This window comes from Bacillus sp. LJBV19, assembly GCF_017797845.1.
In the GTDB taxonomy this organism is placed as follows: domain Bacteria; phylum Bacillota; class Bacilli; order Bacillales; family Bacillaceae; genus Bacillus; species Bacillus velezensis.
This window is the reverse complement of the sequence record NZ_CP072563.1, coordinates 3,614,823-3,628,266: the sequence shown is the minus strand read 5'-3', so window position 1 is coordinate 3,628,266 and position 13,444 is coordinate 3,614,823. Positions and strand designations below refer to the sequence as shown.

Below are 13,444 nucleotides of genomic sequence, written 5' to 3'. Positions count from 1 at the left end.
ATTTGATTAATATATTTATGTAGGTTCCAAATAATTCTATAAACTGAAGGAGATGGAGATATGAACTTTAAAAAAATAAAAGAAGAAAAAAGAATCACGATCCCGACACATTTGTTAGCCGGAGATGCGGAACAATCAGGCAATTCTTTCGCTTGGAGCGGCTGGGTGCTTGTAGTGCCGAGCCAAGAAGACAATCAAAATCCGAATTTGAATTTCTCTGATTTAGCCGCTCAAAAGTAGGATAATCACTGTTTGGAGCCTACACATCTGAGACGAGGCGGTGAGAGTGTGACACAAGAGTATATAAGAGAAATTAAGCGGGGAGCACTGTCATGGATTGTTAAAAATATCCATTACTTTGATATGAATCATAAAGTAGCGAATGATTTCAGGTGGCGCCTTAAAACATTTATAGAACTCATTTTTCTTACCAATTACCTGATCAGAAATCAGGCAGATGATAAGGAAGTTGCTGTTTTAACGGAGTTTATTACAGAAAGGCTCCGTAATGATCAGCTTGAAGAATTTATTCATTTTGATCCGGACGGTCTCGCCGGATTGGCTATTGCGGGTGAATTTCTTACCTTGACTGATCATCCGTCACGGGCTTCGGTGATATGGGAGCTGGAAAAATTCACGGCAGCGCGTTTTGATCGCAGCCTTGCTAAAATTCCCTTTCGGAAAATGGATCTGAAGTACAGTCTGCAAAGAGCAGGCGTAACCTCGGAAATAACGGATTTTTCTGACTTATATCACTACACAGCAGCTGGTCAGGATATCCCAAATACATATATGACGGATCATGATGCGTACAGCATCACTCATACGATTTTTTATATAACAGACATGGGATGTTCTTCGCTTACGGATAAAGAGTATCATCTGCCGTCCTTAAAAGAAAAGGTCCTGAAATTTCTCGGGATCTATATCTGTCTTGAGAATTTAGATATTACTAGTGAATTATTGATGTGCAGCTCTTTTTTACATATCGACATGGATAAGGACAACCATAAACCGCTCTATGAAGCAGCCTGGAATAAAATCTATCAGGGCCGAATGAAAGAGGGGAATGTCCCGAGCATCACCTATCAACATAAACCCGGTTTGAAAGGTGAACAGCGAAGAGAAGATATGTTCAAACATTGCTATCATACAACACTTGTCGCCGCGGGTGCCGCGCATGCCTGTCTTAGAGCAGAAAGGAACGATTAACTTGAATAGATTAGCTGAAGAGACAGATCAATTTTTATTATCTTTTGCTGAACAATCGCTTCCGGATCAAAAGAGCATTCAGCTGTTTGCCGGCTTCTGCAAGTACTACAGGAAGACGAGCCATTCTTCCGCTGTAAAAGAACATACTGAAAGGATTGCCTCCGCTTTCGTTGATAAGTCATGCTGGGAAGATCTGTTTCACTGTAACACGGCCATTGTCAATGAGTTGATTCATATCTATTTAACGGCAAAAGCTTATAAAAAGAAGCAGGGAATGGATTCGGATGATCAAGTCATACGTCACGGATTGCAAAACGGCTATCTTATAAAAAAAGAATGGCCTTATTTTAAATACGCCGAATTCGCCGGTTTGCTGAACGAGCTGGGAATGTCAACTGACCATGAAAAAGTGCGCTTTTACAAGAATTCGATGTTTCAGCCTTTGCTCCATGACGCATGGAAAAGAACAGCTGAAAACGAGCTGGAGTTTGTCGAGTACTGTCTTCTTCATTTAGATCAGGGAGAGCATCTGCTTCATCCCGGCTTGAAGGCGTCCATTCAAAAATGGCTTGTGTTTTGTCTCGGCAGCAGAAAAATGAAACAGCTGTGCAATATGTTATTTATCCAATCGTGTATCGATCCATTTTTTTATGGCTGTCAAGCGGCTCTTCATCATATAAATAACGAGAATCCATCCATTCATTGTGCTCCGGCTCTTCTGCCGGCGATTGAGATTCTGAATCTGGAGTGTGGAACATGCAGATAGTCAAGGAACATTTTAATATAAAAAAAACAGAAGAATGGCTGCTGGGTTTTTGGAAGAACATTCAGCTGAAGCCGGAAGAAATGGAAGCAGATGATCTCATGCACCTGTTTTGCGGTTTAGCGGCATGTCATCACTTTGAAAAAAGAAAGGATACAGAAGAAGTCATTCTATTCTTAGACCGTTATTTTGGAGAAAAAACGCACGAATGCCATCCGGTCCTGTTCGCGTATGCGTATCATATATACCGCAGGATGGATGCCGCAAAAAGCATCTTTTTTCATAACGGACTTGAACAAATGGTCCGCGGTTTACAAGAGGAACTGAAATCAGAGCCTTCCTCTATGATCCTCATGGTGTTAGGGGCTTATTTTGGGGCGGTGACTTCGGAAGAACTGATCGTGTTCTTAGAAACCGGGATGAAACGTGAGGCCGATTTGCTCATGGCACCGGGCGGCATCCAGGAAGAACAGGCGGATGCCCTTTATGCCGTCACTTATTTGCAAATGAAAGAATTGCAGCCTTTTCTCACGGAATGGTACAAAACATCAGACTTTGCTTTTTCAGGTTTAATGTTAGCCGAGTGCAGAAAGTATCACATTGACGCCGTTGCAAAATACACAGCCATTATGAAATTTCTCCGATTCGATGAGGCGCTTTTTATACGGGAAGGGCGGGAATTTCTACGCTTTCAGCAGCGAAGCAGCGGGTGCTTCGGTTATTTGAATCCATTAGCGATGGACCAAGGGGCGGTCAGCGGCAAATTGCTGGACCGGCAGTATTTCCTGCCGTCCGCTCATTATGCCGCCGCCTCTCTGTCTATGCTGTAATGTCTCTCTTTTGAAAGACGGAAAAAGAAATGAATAAACAAATAAGAAAGTAGATCGCTATAACCGTCATGGAGTAGGGGATGTTTAACGTTGAAATCGCATCACCCGCGCTTTTATTTACATAAGCAACGAGATTTAAATGCGGAAAGAGCGTAAATTTATACCACGTAAATTGGGCAAGCAAATCAGTTCCGCCCAATATACTGCCGGCAAACAGCAGTAAGATCGATAAGCAAAGGGAGAGCGCCTGGCTTTTGCACAATACTGACAAAGTGAACGCAATGGTGACAATGCTTATAATTGATATGAAACGCAAAAGCAGAATGATTCCGGATGCTTTGATTGAACTGATGGTATACAGACTGTCATTTAAATGAGTATAGACGAGCGGATATGAAGCATTGGAAAAACCGAATAACACGCCGCCGATCAGCAAACAGCTCACACAGTAAAATAAGTAAATCATACCGGTAAACAGAAGGGAGGCCAGAAATTTCGATGTTAAAATCCGCCATCTTCGGTTCGGGCTTGTAGCGATAAACTTAATCGTCCCAAGGGCAAACTCTTTAGAAACAACCCCGCTGACGGTTAAAATCGCGGTTAAGCTTACGAAAATCTCAAGCCCGTTTGAAGTAACCGTGCCGAAAAACCTCCAGCCGTTCCATTCATAAGGGTTGATGTTATGCTCCAAATAATAGTCTTTATTCTTAACATCAGCAGAATAATAAACGCCTGTCGTTTCAGCCGGTTTATCAATTTCTTCCTGTTTTTTTTTCGGCGAGAAGCCGTTCTTTCCAATTGTTATCCGAGGAAGCATCTAACTCATGATTCATAATAAGGCCGGCCAGCAAAACGATGAGAAACAGGAAAAAAAGAGATAAAAGTGTGCCTTTTTTTCGGGTTATTTTTATGAATTCGTTCTGCGCCAGATGAAATATGCTCATACCGCGTCCTCCTGATCTGTAATCATCATGTATTTCTCTTCCAATGACAAAGTTCTTGCAGAAACGCGGGAAATCAGAATCTCTTTCTCTGCCAAAGATTTAATGACATACGGGATGGTATCTTCTTCCGCTTCCAATTCAATGACGCGGCTGTCTTTTTGCTGTACTTGAAGAATACCTTCCCGCTCTAATATTTCTTTCGCCCTTGCCGGATGATCGACCGTGACGGTAAACAGCTTTTTCTGACCAAGATTATGTCTGTTCTTCATGTCTTCAATTCCTAAAATCCGTCCCTTTTTAATGTAGGCAACCCTATCGCAAATCTCTTCCATTTCCGACAATAAATGGCTTGATAATAAAATAGAAACCCCTTGCTTCGCTAAATCAGAAAGAATGGTGCGCAATTCTTTCATACCTTTAGGATCGAGGCCGTTCATCGGTTCATCCAGAATTAATAACCCGGGATTGTGAAGAAGAGAATAAGCGAGCCCCAAGCGCTGTTTCATGCCTAATGAGAAATGTTTCACTTTTTTGCGGGCAGCCTGATCTAGTCCGACTTTTGCAAGGGTATTCATAAGGTCATCCGTTTTCAGCGAAGTGCTCCGCAGTCTGGTGAAATATTTCAGGTTTTGCAAAGCGGTCATATTCGGATACATATCCGGGCCTTCAATGATAACCCCGATATGTCTCATAAAATATTCAAAGTCGCTGTCCGGTCTGCCTCTGAATGAAATGGCTCCTTCTGTTTTTTTAATAAGCTGTACGATCATTCTGAAAATAGTGGTTTTTCCTGAGCCGTTCGGCCCTAAAAGGCCGAATATCTCGCCTTTTCTTACATCGAAAGAAATTGACTGTACAATAGGGGTATGATTGATTGTTTTAGAGACATCTTTTAATATCAGGGCTGGTTCAGTCATGATATTTGCACACCTTCCTTATGATTTAGGGTAAAAGCCGTCAAAACCGAAGAACATGCTTCCGATCAGGCCGGCAGCGATTAAAATGAGAGCAATGCTATACCACATTTTTCGATTCAATGGTTTCCCTCCTTACAACGCTGACATTCCATTTGAAATAGCGCAAAAAGATGCGGAATATCAGTTTCGAAAGATCAAATCCGGCCATAAACACCGCCATACCCGCTCCAAGAACCATACATCCGTTAAAAATGGCTGTTACAATCGGCACTTTTACAAGGAGAAAGAATGATCCGGTCATCAGCATCAGGCCGATCGCCATCAAACTTAACACCGCAACAGAGGCAAAAAGAAACGGTGTCAGCATAAACATGAAGTTGAACATGCCCATACCCAGCATCAGGCCGAATGCTTTGAAAAAGGAGCGCCATGTTTTCTGCTCCTCGGCATCACTGATGAAAATATCCGCTTTTAAGGCGCGCGCAAGTGTTTTGGGGTTTCCTAAATTGCCGGCGATTTGTTCATCGCTTTTTCCTTCAGCGCCGCCCATTTGGAATATTTCGCCGATATCGGCGAGTATCTCTTTTTGCTCAAATTCCGGCAGATCTTTTATTTCCCGCCGGAGATGTTTTAAATATTGGTCTTTACACATTCATTTTCCCTCCTTAATGATGCTGTTCACTTTTTCGGACAGGTCAAGCCATTCCGATTTTAATGTTTGATGATAAAAGGCGCCTTCTTCTGTTACTTTGTAATATTTGCGTGATGGGCCTTGATCGGAAGCTGCTGTATACGTTTTTAGGCAGTTATTTTTTGTGAGTCTTCGTAATATGGGGTAGATGGTGCCCTCCGATACAGGGAACGTTTCACTTATGATCTTGATTAATTCATAACCATATAAATCTTCATAAAGAAGCAGGGACAACACACAAAGTTCCAACGCTCCTTTTCGTAATTGGCTACTCATTTACTATCATTCCCATCATATCTAATAATTGTATTCTCTATACAGTGTATTGCACAGTAGCTAATCGATCAATAATTCCCAAGAACCATTTGGGATGAGGAATTGAATCTTTATGCTTATGTGCGGGCGGGGACCGAGATGCGCAGCCCTTGCGGGAAGAAGGCCTCCTGAACAATGTTTACATTAATATAGATCAGGATTCGCGTCATTGACAAATGGCAAAAACCCCTTTTTCCATGACAAGGAAAGGGGTTTTTTCGTTATTCGGCCATTTTTTCTAAATTGCCGTTCCGGTCCATTTTAAAGGACGGAGAGGCATGTTCGTCGTCTTCAAATAAAACTAGTTTTCTGGCTCTGTTCATAATTTTCACCAAGGTTTCGTAGTCTTCCTGAATGGTTTTTTGATCTTTTTCAAGCTTTTCGACGGCCGCTTCCAGCTGCTCGGTTTTAGACTGAAGTTCTTGGTTTTCCCGTTTTAAACGGTCATTTTCCATTTGCAGGGCGGAAGTTTGCTTTCCGCTGCCTTCATAGCTCTGCAGAAATTGAATGACGTCTGCCATTGTGAGCTCCGCCTTTTGGCTCGGCTGCTGAGGCGCCAGCAAATGTGATAAACTAGCTAACTCTTCCTTGAAGCTTTCATCGACATAAGGCATATGTTCGCCGGACATGACGGCTTGCCGGTCCTCTTTTGGCGCTTCCGTTTGAACCGTCTCTTCGGCTGCGGTTTCCTGCATGATGTCCGCATCCGGTGCAGGCGGCTGGTATAATAGTTTCTTCTTGGCCGGCTGGCCGTTTCCGAGCGCGCGCATCCGCTGTTTCCGCTGTTTTTTGGCAAGCTGAAGCGCTTTTTCATATTGATGGCGGACGACGGCATTCCACCTGAATCCGCACGCTGCCGACGTTCTGTTTAATTTATCGCCTACCTCTTCAAAGGCGTTCAGCTGCGTGCTTCCTTCCCGAACGTGACGGAGCACGGTTTCCGCAAGCAGCAGGTCGTTTTCCTCCGACCAGGCGTCCTGTCTTTGTTTTGTCAATGTTCTCAACCCCCAATATCTTTGATGGTATTAGAATGTCCAGATTGGAAAATATTTATACAAATTGGCTGAAAGAATGAGAGATACGCAGAGCCTTGCAGGATAAGATGAATCCTTGTACAATGAGATGTGATGTGATTTTTTTCGTTTTTAAAATTAAGATTTAACATAGAGGAACATTGAATGAAGGGAAGCGTACATCATGGCTAATGAATTCCGAGTGTGTGATGATTGCCAGGCCACCAATATTAAGACTTTGCTGCCGCGTTTGAAAGAAGCTGACCCGGATGCAAAAGTGGAGGTCGGATGTCAGTCATATTGCGGGCCCGGACGCAAAAAATCGTTTGCTTTCGTAAACAACCGCCCGCTGTCGGCGCCGACTGAGGACGAGCTGATTGAGAAAGTGAAAAAGAAGATCAAAAAGTAAATGTGTATTTTTACGACAGCCTCGCCCGATGGGTCAGGCTTTTTTGCTTCAAAAAATCAATGACGGAAAACTGGAACAAAACGCCGGACAAATTCAAGGATGTTTTCAAATTACAGAGCCGATATAATAGAATCACGGCTAAAAAAAAGAGGGAATGACGATGGCGTATCCAAACGGAAAATTATCAGAAGAAAAAGTGTTTAAAGATCCCGTTCACCGCTATGTTCATGTGCGGGACAAGCTGATCTGGGATTTGATCGGCACCCGTGAATTTCAGCGGCTGCGCCGGATCAAACAGCTCGGTACGACGTATTTGACGTTTCACGGCGCGGAACACAGCCGTTTTAACCATTCTCTCGGCGTCTATGAGATTGTCAGACGAATGGTTGATGATGTTTTTAAAGGGCGTCCTGAATGGGATGACAATGAACGCGAACTCTGTCTCAGCGCCGCGCTTTTGCACGATTTGGGACATGGGCCGTTTTCGCATTCCTTTGAAAAGGTTTTTCATCTGGATCATGAAGACTATACGAGGGAAATCATTCTCGGCGACACCGAGGTGAATCAGGTTCTCAGAAAGGCGGGACCGGGATTTCCGCAGGATGTTGCCGAAGTCATTGCCAAAACATACAAAAACAAGCAGGTGGTCAGCCTGATTTCGAGCCAGATTGACGCCGACAGGATGGATTACCTTCAGCGGGACGCATACTATACGGGCGTCAGCTACGGACATTTTGATATGGAACGGATTTTAAGGGTGATGCGTCCGCGAGAGGACCAGATCGTCATTAAGCAAAGCGGCATGCACGCCGTCGAAGACTATATTATGAGCCGCTATCAAATGTACTGGCAGGTGTATTTTCATCCAGTGACGAGAAGCGCTGAAGTCATTTTGACGAAAATTCTCCACCGTGCGAAGCAGCTCCATGAAGAAGGGTATATATTCACGCATGCTCCCGTTCATTTTTATTCCATTTTTGAAGGGAAGCTGACGCTTGCGGATTATCTGAAGCTTGATGAAGCCATCATTTTATATTATTTCCAGGCTTGGGAGGAAGAAGAGGACCCGATTCTGTCCGACTTGTGCCGCCGCTTCATTAACCGCCAGCTGTTTCAATATGCCGAATTTAACCCCAATGAGGAAATGTCGGCTTATTTTGAACTGACCGCTCTGTTTAAAGAGGCGGGAATTGATCCCAATTATTATTTAGTGGTCGATTCTTCATCGGATCTGCCGTATGATTTTTACCGGCCGGGTGAAGAGGAGGAGCGTCTGCCGATTCACTTGTTAACGCAGAACGGCCAGATCAAAGAGCTGTCCAGGCAGTCCGCCATTGTCGAATCCATTTCGGGCAAACGCCGGACGGACCATAAGCTCTACTATCCGATGGACCTCATTTGCGACGATTCAGAAAACCCTGAAGCAAAATTAAAAATCCGGCAGCTGCTGGGACTGACATAGAAGGATTTTGGTAAAGAAGGAAAAGGAGATGTCGGGAATTTGTTGAAAGAACATGCAAAACTGATGAAGGTGTTCTCGGATTCTGGAGAAATCATCGGGCGGAAAAAGCTGCAGAAAATCATTTATATCGCGAAGAAAATGCAGTATCCTTTCTACGAAAAATATGATTTTCATTTTTACGGCCCGTATTCCGAAGAACTGACGCTTCGAATTGAAGAGCTGTGCAATCTTGGGTTTCTGGATGAGGTGAAGGAAAAAAAGGGCGGCTACTTTCAATACCGGTACTCGCTGACGGAGACGGGAGCCGAGTTTTTACATCATGCGGAGCTTACGATGCCGGATATGAAGAAGTACATCGACAGCGTCAACAGCCGCTCATCCCGGTTTCTGGAGCTGGTGTCTACGATTTTGTATTTTGACGGTCTTGAAGCTGAAGAAAAGAAAGAGAAAGTGTTTACGATAAAAAGCAAACAGAAATATACGGATGAAGAATATGATGAGGCGCTTCACTACATAGAAGAGCTGAAACACATTTGTTAAAGGCGATGGCTTTCGTCTTTTTTGATGAAAAAACCAGGCCGCGATAAAGCGGGCCTGGTTTTGTTTATTGTCTCAATTTGCTGTGCTTGTACGAATATAAAAAGTAAACGATGACGCCGATGATCAGCCAGACGGCAAAATAAAGCCACGTTTTCAGCGGCAGATTGACCATTAAAAACAAACAGCAGATAATGGCCAAAATCGGTAGTACGGGTACAAAAGGCACTTTAAATCCCCGCGGCAGATCCTTATGGGTGCGGCGCAGAATCAGCACGGACAGACTGACCATGGCAAATGTCAATAGCGCGCCGATGTTTGAGAGATCCGACAGCTCTTTCAGATCAACAAAACCCGCGATGCATGCGCTGATCAGTCCGATCAGCCACGTATTAAAGATCGGCGCTCCCGATTTCTTTCCGACAATGGTAAAGACTTTCGGCAGCATTCCGTCTCTTGCCATCGCAAAAGATATACGGGTCGCCGCATAGGTATGGGCGAGAACGACGGCCATCAGTCCGATCACCGCACCGGCAGCGATAACGCCCGCCACCGCGTTTTGTCCGACAGTCTGTAACACATAAGACATGGCTTCCGGCACATTAAGCTGTGAATACGGAACCATACCCGTCATGACGAGACAGACGATGACGTATACCAATGTACAGATCACCAGTGAACCGATAATACCGATCGGCAGGTTGCGCTGCGGTTTTTTGACTTCTTCAGCCGAAGCGGAAATCGCGTCAAACCCGAGAAACGCAAAAAAGACGGCAGAAGCCCCTGTAATCACGCCTTTGATTCCAAAAGGCATAAAAGGATGCCAATTGCCCGGCTTCACAAAAAAGCTTCCTGTGATGATAAACAGCAAAACAATTCCGATTTTTACGAGAACCATTACATTATTAAAGGTTTTGCTCTCCTTGGAGCCGCGTGACAGAACGACGGCAATTAATAGAGTAATGATGATGGCAGGAAGGTTGACGATGCCCCCCTGGCTCGGCACGTGCAGCAGACTGTCCGGCAAAGGCATGCCGATTTCGGCTAACAGATTATTAAAATAACTTGACCAGCCGCTTGCCACCGCCGACGCCGTCACCATATAAACGGATAAGAGCGTCCAGCCCATTAAATGGCCGACAATTTCTCCCATGGTGGTATAAGAGTAAATATAGGCGCTTCCGTAAACCGGGAGAACAGAAGCGATTTCGGCGTAACATAATGCTGCAAGGCTGCAGACAACGGCTGCAATGATAAAAGAAAAGATTACGGAAGGCCCGGCGTTTTTGGCGGCCGTAATGCCTGTAAGAACCATGACGCCCGTCCCGATGACGGCGCCGATGCCCAGTAATGTTAAATCAAATCCACCCATCGTTTTGGCAGTCTGCCTGTTTCTGCTTTGTTCAAGCAGCTGGGTGATGTCTTTTTTTTGTAGGATATTCCGCAACACGCATCCCTCCATCCAAAAGCAAAAGCCAAGAGGGACTCTTTGGCTTTTACCCGTGTCACATTCTGTGTAATCGACAATCCTGTGTTCTGTTTCCCCGTCTGTTCCGTTTCTTTTCCAGTCATATTGTCTGCCGCATCCGATCAGATTATCCTTTCCGTCAAACGCAGTCACCCTTAATGATTTTACCTGAATCATGTCTATAAAACCAGCATTGCATAAAAGGGATGGGTGAAAAAGTAGGAGATAATAGTCTGTATAGGGCAGGATAAAAGTTGCGGGCTTTCCGGCCGAAATTTTGACTTTCCCCGCGAGGTATCAGTAAAATGTAATAAAAAACAATCAAATGATGATGGATGCATCTTGAAATGGGGAGTTTCTGCATGGAGCACGATATATTGCAAGCAAATGTACTGGATTACGCGCTCACGAAATATTTAAAGAGCACGAAAAAGCTTGATGAGGCGACAATTCCGAAGAGTATAAACAATATCAGAGGATTTATTCTCAGGATTATTTACCGGCACGGCACGTGCACGATTAAAGATATATTGCAGGAAGTCACATTATCGCCTTCAGCCACGACAACCGCTCTGAATCATTTAGAAAAAGAAGGTTTCGTGGAAAGGTCGAGAAATAACGAAGACCGGCGCACGGTATGGATGACGCTTTCCGAATCGGGAAAAATGGCGGCCATGCAAATGATTGAAAACCGGCAGATGCTCATTGACGAGCTGTTTGAAAAATTGACAGAGGAAGAAAAGAATACCTTTTTCAGCCTCGTTGAAAAAGTAATGAAATAAGCCGGCCTGACATAGCAGCGCCGGCCATTATCAAGGATTACTCCGTATCGCTGATCCGTTTGCCGGCGACGGCGTAATGATCCTTTCTCATTTCTTCAATCATGACAATGATCTTTTCTTCGGCTGCGCCTGTCGTTTCTTTTACGGCTTCTGTCACTTTTTCAACCAGATTCCGTTTTTGTTCATCTGTGCGGCCTTCAAGCATTTTAACGGTTACGAGCGGCATGGTGCTGATCCTCCTTTATCGTTTCCTCTCTTTGGAAGAGAGGTCACTTATAGTATACTGAATGAAGGACAATCTTGCATTTTTTAAAAAAGGGGATTTTTACATTTGGACAGATTTTTATATTATCCGCTGGAGCTAATGCCCTATGTCGTGATTACGCTGATCGTGGCATTTACGATGCATGAACTGGCGCACGCGTATGTCGCGTATCGGTTCGGAGACGATACCGCGGCGAGACAGGGCAGATTAACGCTCAATCCGATTAAACATCTTGATGTTTTCGGAACGATTCTAATTTTGGTCGCGGGTTTCGGCTGGGCCCGTCCGGTGCCGGTGAACCGCCGCGCCTTTAAAAGACCGCGGCTGGCGGGAGTGCTGGTTTCCGTCGCCGGGCCTGTAAGCAACCTGCTTCTTGCCTTTATCGGTTTCTTTTTGCTAGTGTTGATGCATGCTTACGGAATGGAGCTGCTTTCTGCATTCAGCATGGGGCTTGACCGCTTTTTCTCTATTTGGATTCAGCTGAATCTCGCGCTGTGTTTATTCAACCTGCTGCCGCTTCCTCCGCTTGACGGCTACCGGATTATTGAGGATCTCGTGCCGCCTCGGGTGCGCGCCAAAATGACTCAGTTTGAGAGCTACGGGATTATCGTGTTTCTCGTGCTGTTTGTGACACCGGTCGGCTCCTATGTCGTGTGGCCGCTGTTAAGCGAGGGGAGAGACTGGATTCTCAAGGTATTTGCCATTATATTTCAACCGCTTTTGTAGGAGGGGATTTTCATGGAAGAAAAAAAGAAGAAAACAATCGGATTTAATATTATTAAAAGTGATCCGACCGACGGACATGGCGGTTTTGGCGCCGGGGCGCTGAGCCTTGACAATATTTCTCCGGTATTTGTCGATGTGGAAGAGAAGGAAGCCTTCGTTGACATCGGCGCAATGCATGCCCGCAGTGTCGTTGAAAAAGGCATCAAATTCCTGCCGAACAAAGATGAAGTGCCGAACGGAAAACCGTACTGGCTCGTGTGGGTCACCATCGACAGAAAAGAAGAAGGCCCTTATTACGCGGGTGTGACGGCTTGTGAAATGACCGTGGACAGAAGTATCCGCAGAGGCTATAAGTCATTGCCGGAGCATGTGAATTTAATGGATAAATCAATGAAGCGCTGCATTATCGTGGATAAAATGGACGCCAGCTCAAAGCAGGTGCTTGCTGAATTTCTGCAGAAGCATGACCAAGGGCTCTGGGAACGTTCATCCGATGAATTGAAAACAGGTCTGCTTCCGGAAGAAAAATAATTTGTGAACTTTCTGTGAACTTTATAAATATTTGCACTATTTTGCAATTGTACTGAGTAAACTGTTGATACAGAATCAGGACATGGAAAGTCCCGAGCCGAACCAAGACTCGGGGTTTTTCATGTTTACGCGGAGGTTTCATCATGTTCACCGTCTTTGAAATCGGGCCTTGGGTCATTGAAGCAGATGCGGCGGCAACGAGAAAACAATACGAAAAATCATGGCCTGATCCTTGCGATTGCGGGCACTGTCGGAACTTTTCCGAGGCGGTGAATCTCCTTCCCGCCGAGAAAACAAGATTGTTTACGCAGTTTGGGATTCGTCCGGCTGTCTGTCACGATTTGGGGGAGCATGGAAAGGAAAACGGCCTGCATCATTATGCGGGCAGCTATCCGATTGTCGGCAGGCTTAGGGAAGGCTGGCCGAAGTTTCATATCGAGAGGGCGGGAGATATCCGCTTTTCGTTTTCATTGGCGAGTACAACATTTTTTATACCGAAGGGTTTTCCTGACCCCATTATCCATCTCGACTTTTCACTCTTGCTCCCATGGGTGCTTGAGGAAGACGCGGATTAAAGCC

17 protein-coding genes and 1 pseudogene are annotated in these 13,444 nt (G+C 44.9%); 11 read left to right on the top strand and 7 right to left on the bottom strand.

Annotation, left to right across the window (positions count from 1 at the left end; translation table 11 throughout):
- Window positions 1-60: 60 nt before the first annotated feature.
- The 4 genes from J6600_RS17745 to J6600_RS17730 are packed head-to-tail and all read left to right on the top strand — an operon-like array spanning window position 61 to window position 2,805.
- Window positions 61-240 carry a hypothetical protein gene (locus J6600_RS17745; protein ID WP_003151018.1) on the top strand — a complete coding sequence of 60 codons (180 nt, stop codon included), beginning with the start codon at window positions 61-63 and terminating at the stop codon, window positions 238-240.
- 48 nt (window positions 241-288) lie between these two features.
- Window positions 289-1,212, top strand: a complete 924-nt coding sequence (locus J6600_RS17740; RefSeq protein ID WP_209387695.1) for a DUF6895 family protein — start codon at window positions 289-291, stop codon at window positions 1,210-1,212.
- Complete coding sequence (locus J6600_RS17735) at window positions 1,181-1,978, top strand: hypothetical protein (RefSeq protein WP_209387694.1); 798 nt, start codon at window positions 1,181-1,183, stop codon at window positions 1,976-1,978. The genes J6600_RS17740 and J6600_RS17735 overlap by 32 nt, the downstream gene beginning before the upstream one ends.
- Window positions 1,969-2,805, top strand: a complete 837-nt coding sequence (locus tag J6600_RS17730) for a hypothetical protein (protein WP_209387693.1) — start codon at window positions 1,969-1,971, stop codon at window positions 2,803-2,805. The genes J6600_RS17735 and J6600_RS17730 overlap by 10 nt, the downstream gene beginning before the upstream one ends.
- On the opposite strand, the pseudogene J6600_RS17725 reads toward J6600_RS17730, so the two are convergent.
- The 5 genes and pseudogenes from J6600_RS17725 to J6600_RS17705 form a co-directional block, all read right to left on the bottom strand.
- A pseudogene (locus J6600_RS17725) lies at window positions 2,795-3,749 on the bottom strand (ABC transporter permease subunit). The gene J6600_RS17730 and the pseudogene J6600_RS17725 overlap by 11 nt on opposite strands.
- On the bottom strand, window positions 3,746-4,666 hold the full coding sequence (locus tag J6600_RS17720; RefSeq protein WP_017418700.1) for an ATP-binding cassette domain-containing protein: 921 nt from the start codon (window positions 4,664-4,666) through the stop codon (window positions 3,746-3,748). Before J6600_RS17720 ends, J6600_RS17725 begins: the two are co-directional and overlap by 4 nt.
- Before the next feature lie 97 nt (window positions 4,667-4,763).
- Window positions 4,764-5,318 (bottom strand): HAAS signaling domain-containing protein, encoded by a 555-nt coding sequence (locus J6600_RS17715; protein ID WP_022553942.1) that lies wholly within the window; start codon window positions 5,316-5,318, stop codon window positions 4,764-4,766.
- Entirely contained in the window at window positions 5,319-5,633 is a 315-nt protein-coding gene (locus J6600_RS17710; protein ID WP_026092292.1) for a PadR family transcriptional regulator, read from the bottom strand.
- A gap of 260 nt (window positions 5,634-5,893) precedes the next feature.
- Entirely contained in the window at window positions 5,894-6,667 is a 774-nt protein-coding gene (locus J6600_RS17705; protein WP_012118695.1) for an RsfA family transcriptional regulator, read from the bottom strand.
- A 202-nt stretch (window positions 6,668-6,869) separates the two neighbouring features.
- On the opposite strand from J6600_RS17705, the gene J6600_RS17700 reads away from it, so the two are divergent.
- From J6600_RS17700 to J6600_RS17690, 3 genes are all read left to right on the top strand, one after another.
- Window positions 6,870-7,094 (top strand): YuzB family protein, encoded by a 225-nt coding sequence (locus J6600_RS17700; RefSeq protein ID WP_003151034.1) that lies wholly within the window; start codon window positions 6,870-6,872, stop codon window positions 7,092-7,094.
- A 160-nt stretch (window positions 7,095-7,254) separates the two neighbouring features.
- Window positions 7,255-8,556, top strand: coding sequence for an HD domain-containing protein (locus J6600_RS17695; RefSeq protein WP_003151035.1), 1,302 nt, complete (start codon window positions 7,255-7,257; stop codon window positions 8,554-8,556).
- 39 nt (window positions 8,557-8,595) lie between these two features.
- Window positions 8,596-9,096, top strand: a complete 501-nt coding sequence (locus J6600_RS17690; protein WP_007407653.1) for a YwgA family protein — start codon at window positions 8,596-8,598, stop codon at window positions 9,094-9,096.
- A gap of 64 nt (window positions 9,097-9,160) precedes the next feature.
- On the opposite strand, the gene J6600_RS17685 is transcribed toward J6600_RS17690, so the two are convergent.
- Window positions 9,161-10,555, bottom strand: a complete 1,395-nt coding sequence (locus J6600_RS17685; RefSeq protein WP_050496158.1) for an amino acid permease — start codon at window positions 10,553-10,555, stop codon at window positions 9,161-9,163.
- 368 nt (window positions 10,556-10,923) lie between these two features.
- Between J6600_RS17685 and J6600_RS17675 the strand changes: the two genes are divergently transcribed.
- Window positions 10,924-11,343: a MarR family transcriptional regulator gene (locus J6600_RS17675; RefSeq protein ID WP_029972881.1), complete on the top strand. Its 420-nt coding sequence runs from the start codon at window positions 10,924-10,926 to the stop codon at window positions 11,341-11,343.
- Window positions 11,344-11,380: 37 nt separating this feature from the next.
- Here J6600_RS17675 and J6600_RS17670 read toward each other — a convergent pair whose 3' ends face one another.
- Window positions 11,381-11,569, bottom strand: coding sequence for a 2-hydroxymuconate tautomerase (locus J6600_RS17670; protein ID WP_003151042.1), 189 nt, complete (start codon window positions 11,567-11,569; stop codon window positions 11,381-11,383).
- A gap of 105 nt (window positions 11,570-11,674) precedes the next feature.
- On the opposite strand from J6600_RS17670, the gene J6600_RS17665 reads away from it, so the two are divergent.
- The 3 genes from J6600_RS17665 (at window position 11,675) to J6600_RS17655 (ending at window position 13,440) form a co-directional block, all read left to right on the top strand.
- A complete protein-coding gene (locus J6600_RS17665; protein WP_003151043.1) occupies window positions 11,675-12,334 on the top strand; it encodes a site-2 protease family protein in 660 nt (219 codons plus the stop codon).
- A gap of 12 nt (window positions 12,335-12,346) precedes the next feature.
- The gene (locus J6600_RS17660) at window positions 12,347-12,865 is read left to right on the top strand and encodes a YwhD family protein (protein ID WP_007407649.1); all 519 of its coding nucleotides are present in this window, start codon (window positions 12,347-12,349) and stop codon (window positions 12,863-12,865) included.
- Window positions 12,866-13,008: 143 nt separating this feature from the next.
- A complete protein-coding gene (locus J6600_RS17655) occupies window positions 13,009-13,440 on the top strand; it encodes a hypothetical protein (RefSeq protein WP_209387692.1) in 432 nt (143 codons plus the stop codon).
- Window positions 13,441-13,444: the final 4 nt, after the last annotated feature.

Coding starts and splice junctions, on each gene's coding strand:
- J6600_RS17745 (WP_003151018.1), top strand. CDS start 61: ATGAACTTTAAAAAAATAAAAGAAGAAAAAAGAATCACGATCCCGACA.
- J6600_RS17735 (WP_209387694.1), top strand. CDS start 1,181: ATGCCTGTCTTAGAGCAGAAAGGAACGATTAACTTGAATAGATTAGCT.
- J6600_RS17730 (WP_209387693.1), top strand. CDS start 1,969: ATGCAGATAGTCAAGGAACATTTTAATATAAAAAAAACAGAAGAATGG.
- J6600_RS17720 (WP_017418700.1), bottom strand. CDS start 4,666: ATGACTGAACCAGCCCTGATATTAAAAGATGTCTCTAAAACAATCAAT.
- J6600_RS17715 (WP_022553942.1), bottom strand. CDS start 5,318: ATGTGTAAAGACCAATATTTAAAACATCTCCGGCGGGAAATAAAAGAT.
- J6600_RS17710 (WP_026092292.1), bottom strand. CDS start 5,633: ATGAGTAGCCAATTACGAAAAGGAGCGTTGGAACTTTGTGTGTTGTCC.
- J6600_RS17700 (WP_003151034.1), top strand. CDS start 6,870: ATGGCTAATGAATTCCGAGTGTGTGATGATTGCCAGGCCACCAATATT.
- J6600_RS17695 (WP_003151035.1), top strand. CDS start 7,255: ATGGCGTATCCAAACGGAAAATTATCAGAAGAAAAAGTGTTTAAAGAT.
- J6600_RS17685 (WP_050496158.1), bottom strand. CDS start 10,555: ATGGAGGGATGCGTGTTGCGGAATATCCTACAAAAAAAAGACATCACC.
- J6600_RS17675 (WP_029972881.1), top strand. CDS start 10,924: ATGGAGCACGATATATTGCAAGCAAATGTACTGGATTACGCGCTCACG.
- J6600_RS17670 (WP_003151042.1), bottom strand. CDS start 11,569: ATGCCGCTCGTAACCGTTAAAATGCTTGAAGGCCGCACAGATGAACAA.
- J6600_RS17660 (WP_007407649.1), top strand. CDS start 12,347: ATGGAAGAAAAAAAGAAGAAAACAATCGGATTTAATATTATTAAAAGT.
- J6600_RS17655 (WP_209387692.1), top strand. CDS start 13,009: ATGTTCACCGTCTTTGAAATCGGGCCTTGGGTCATTGAAGCAGATGCG.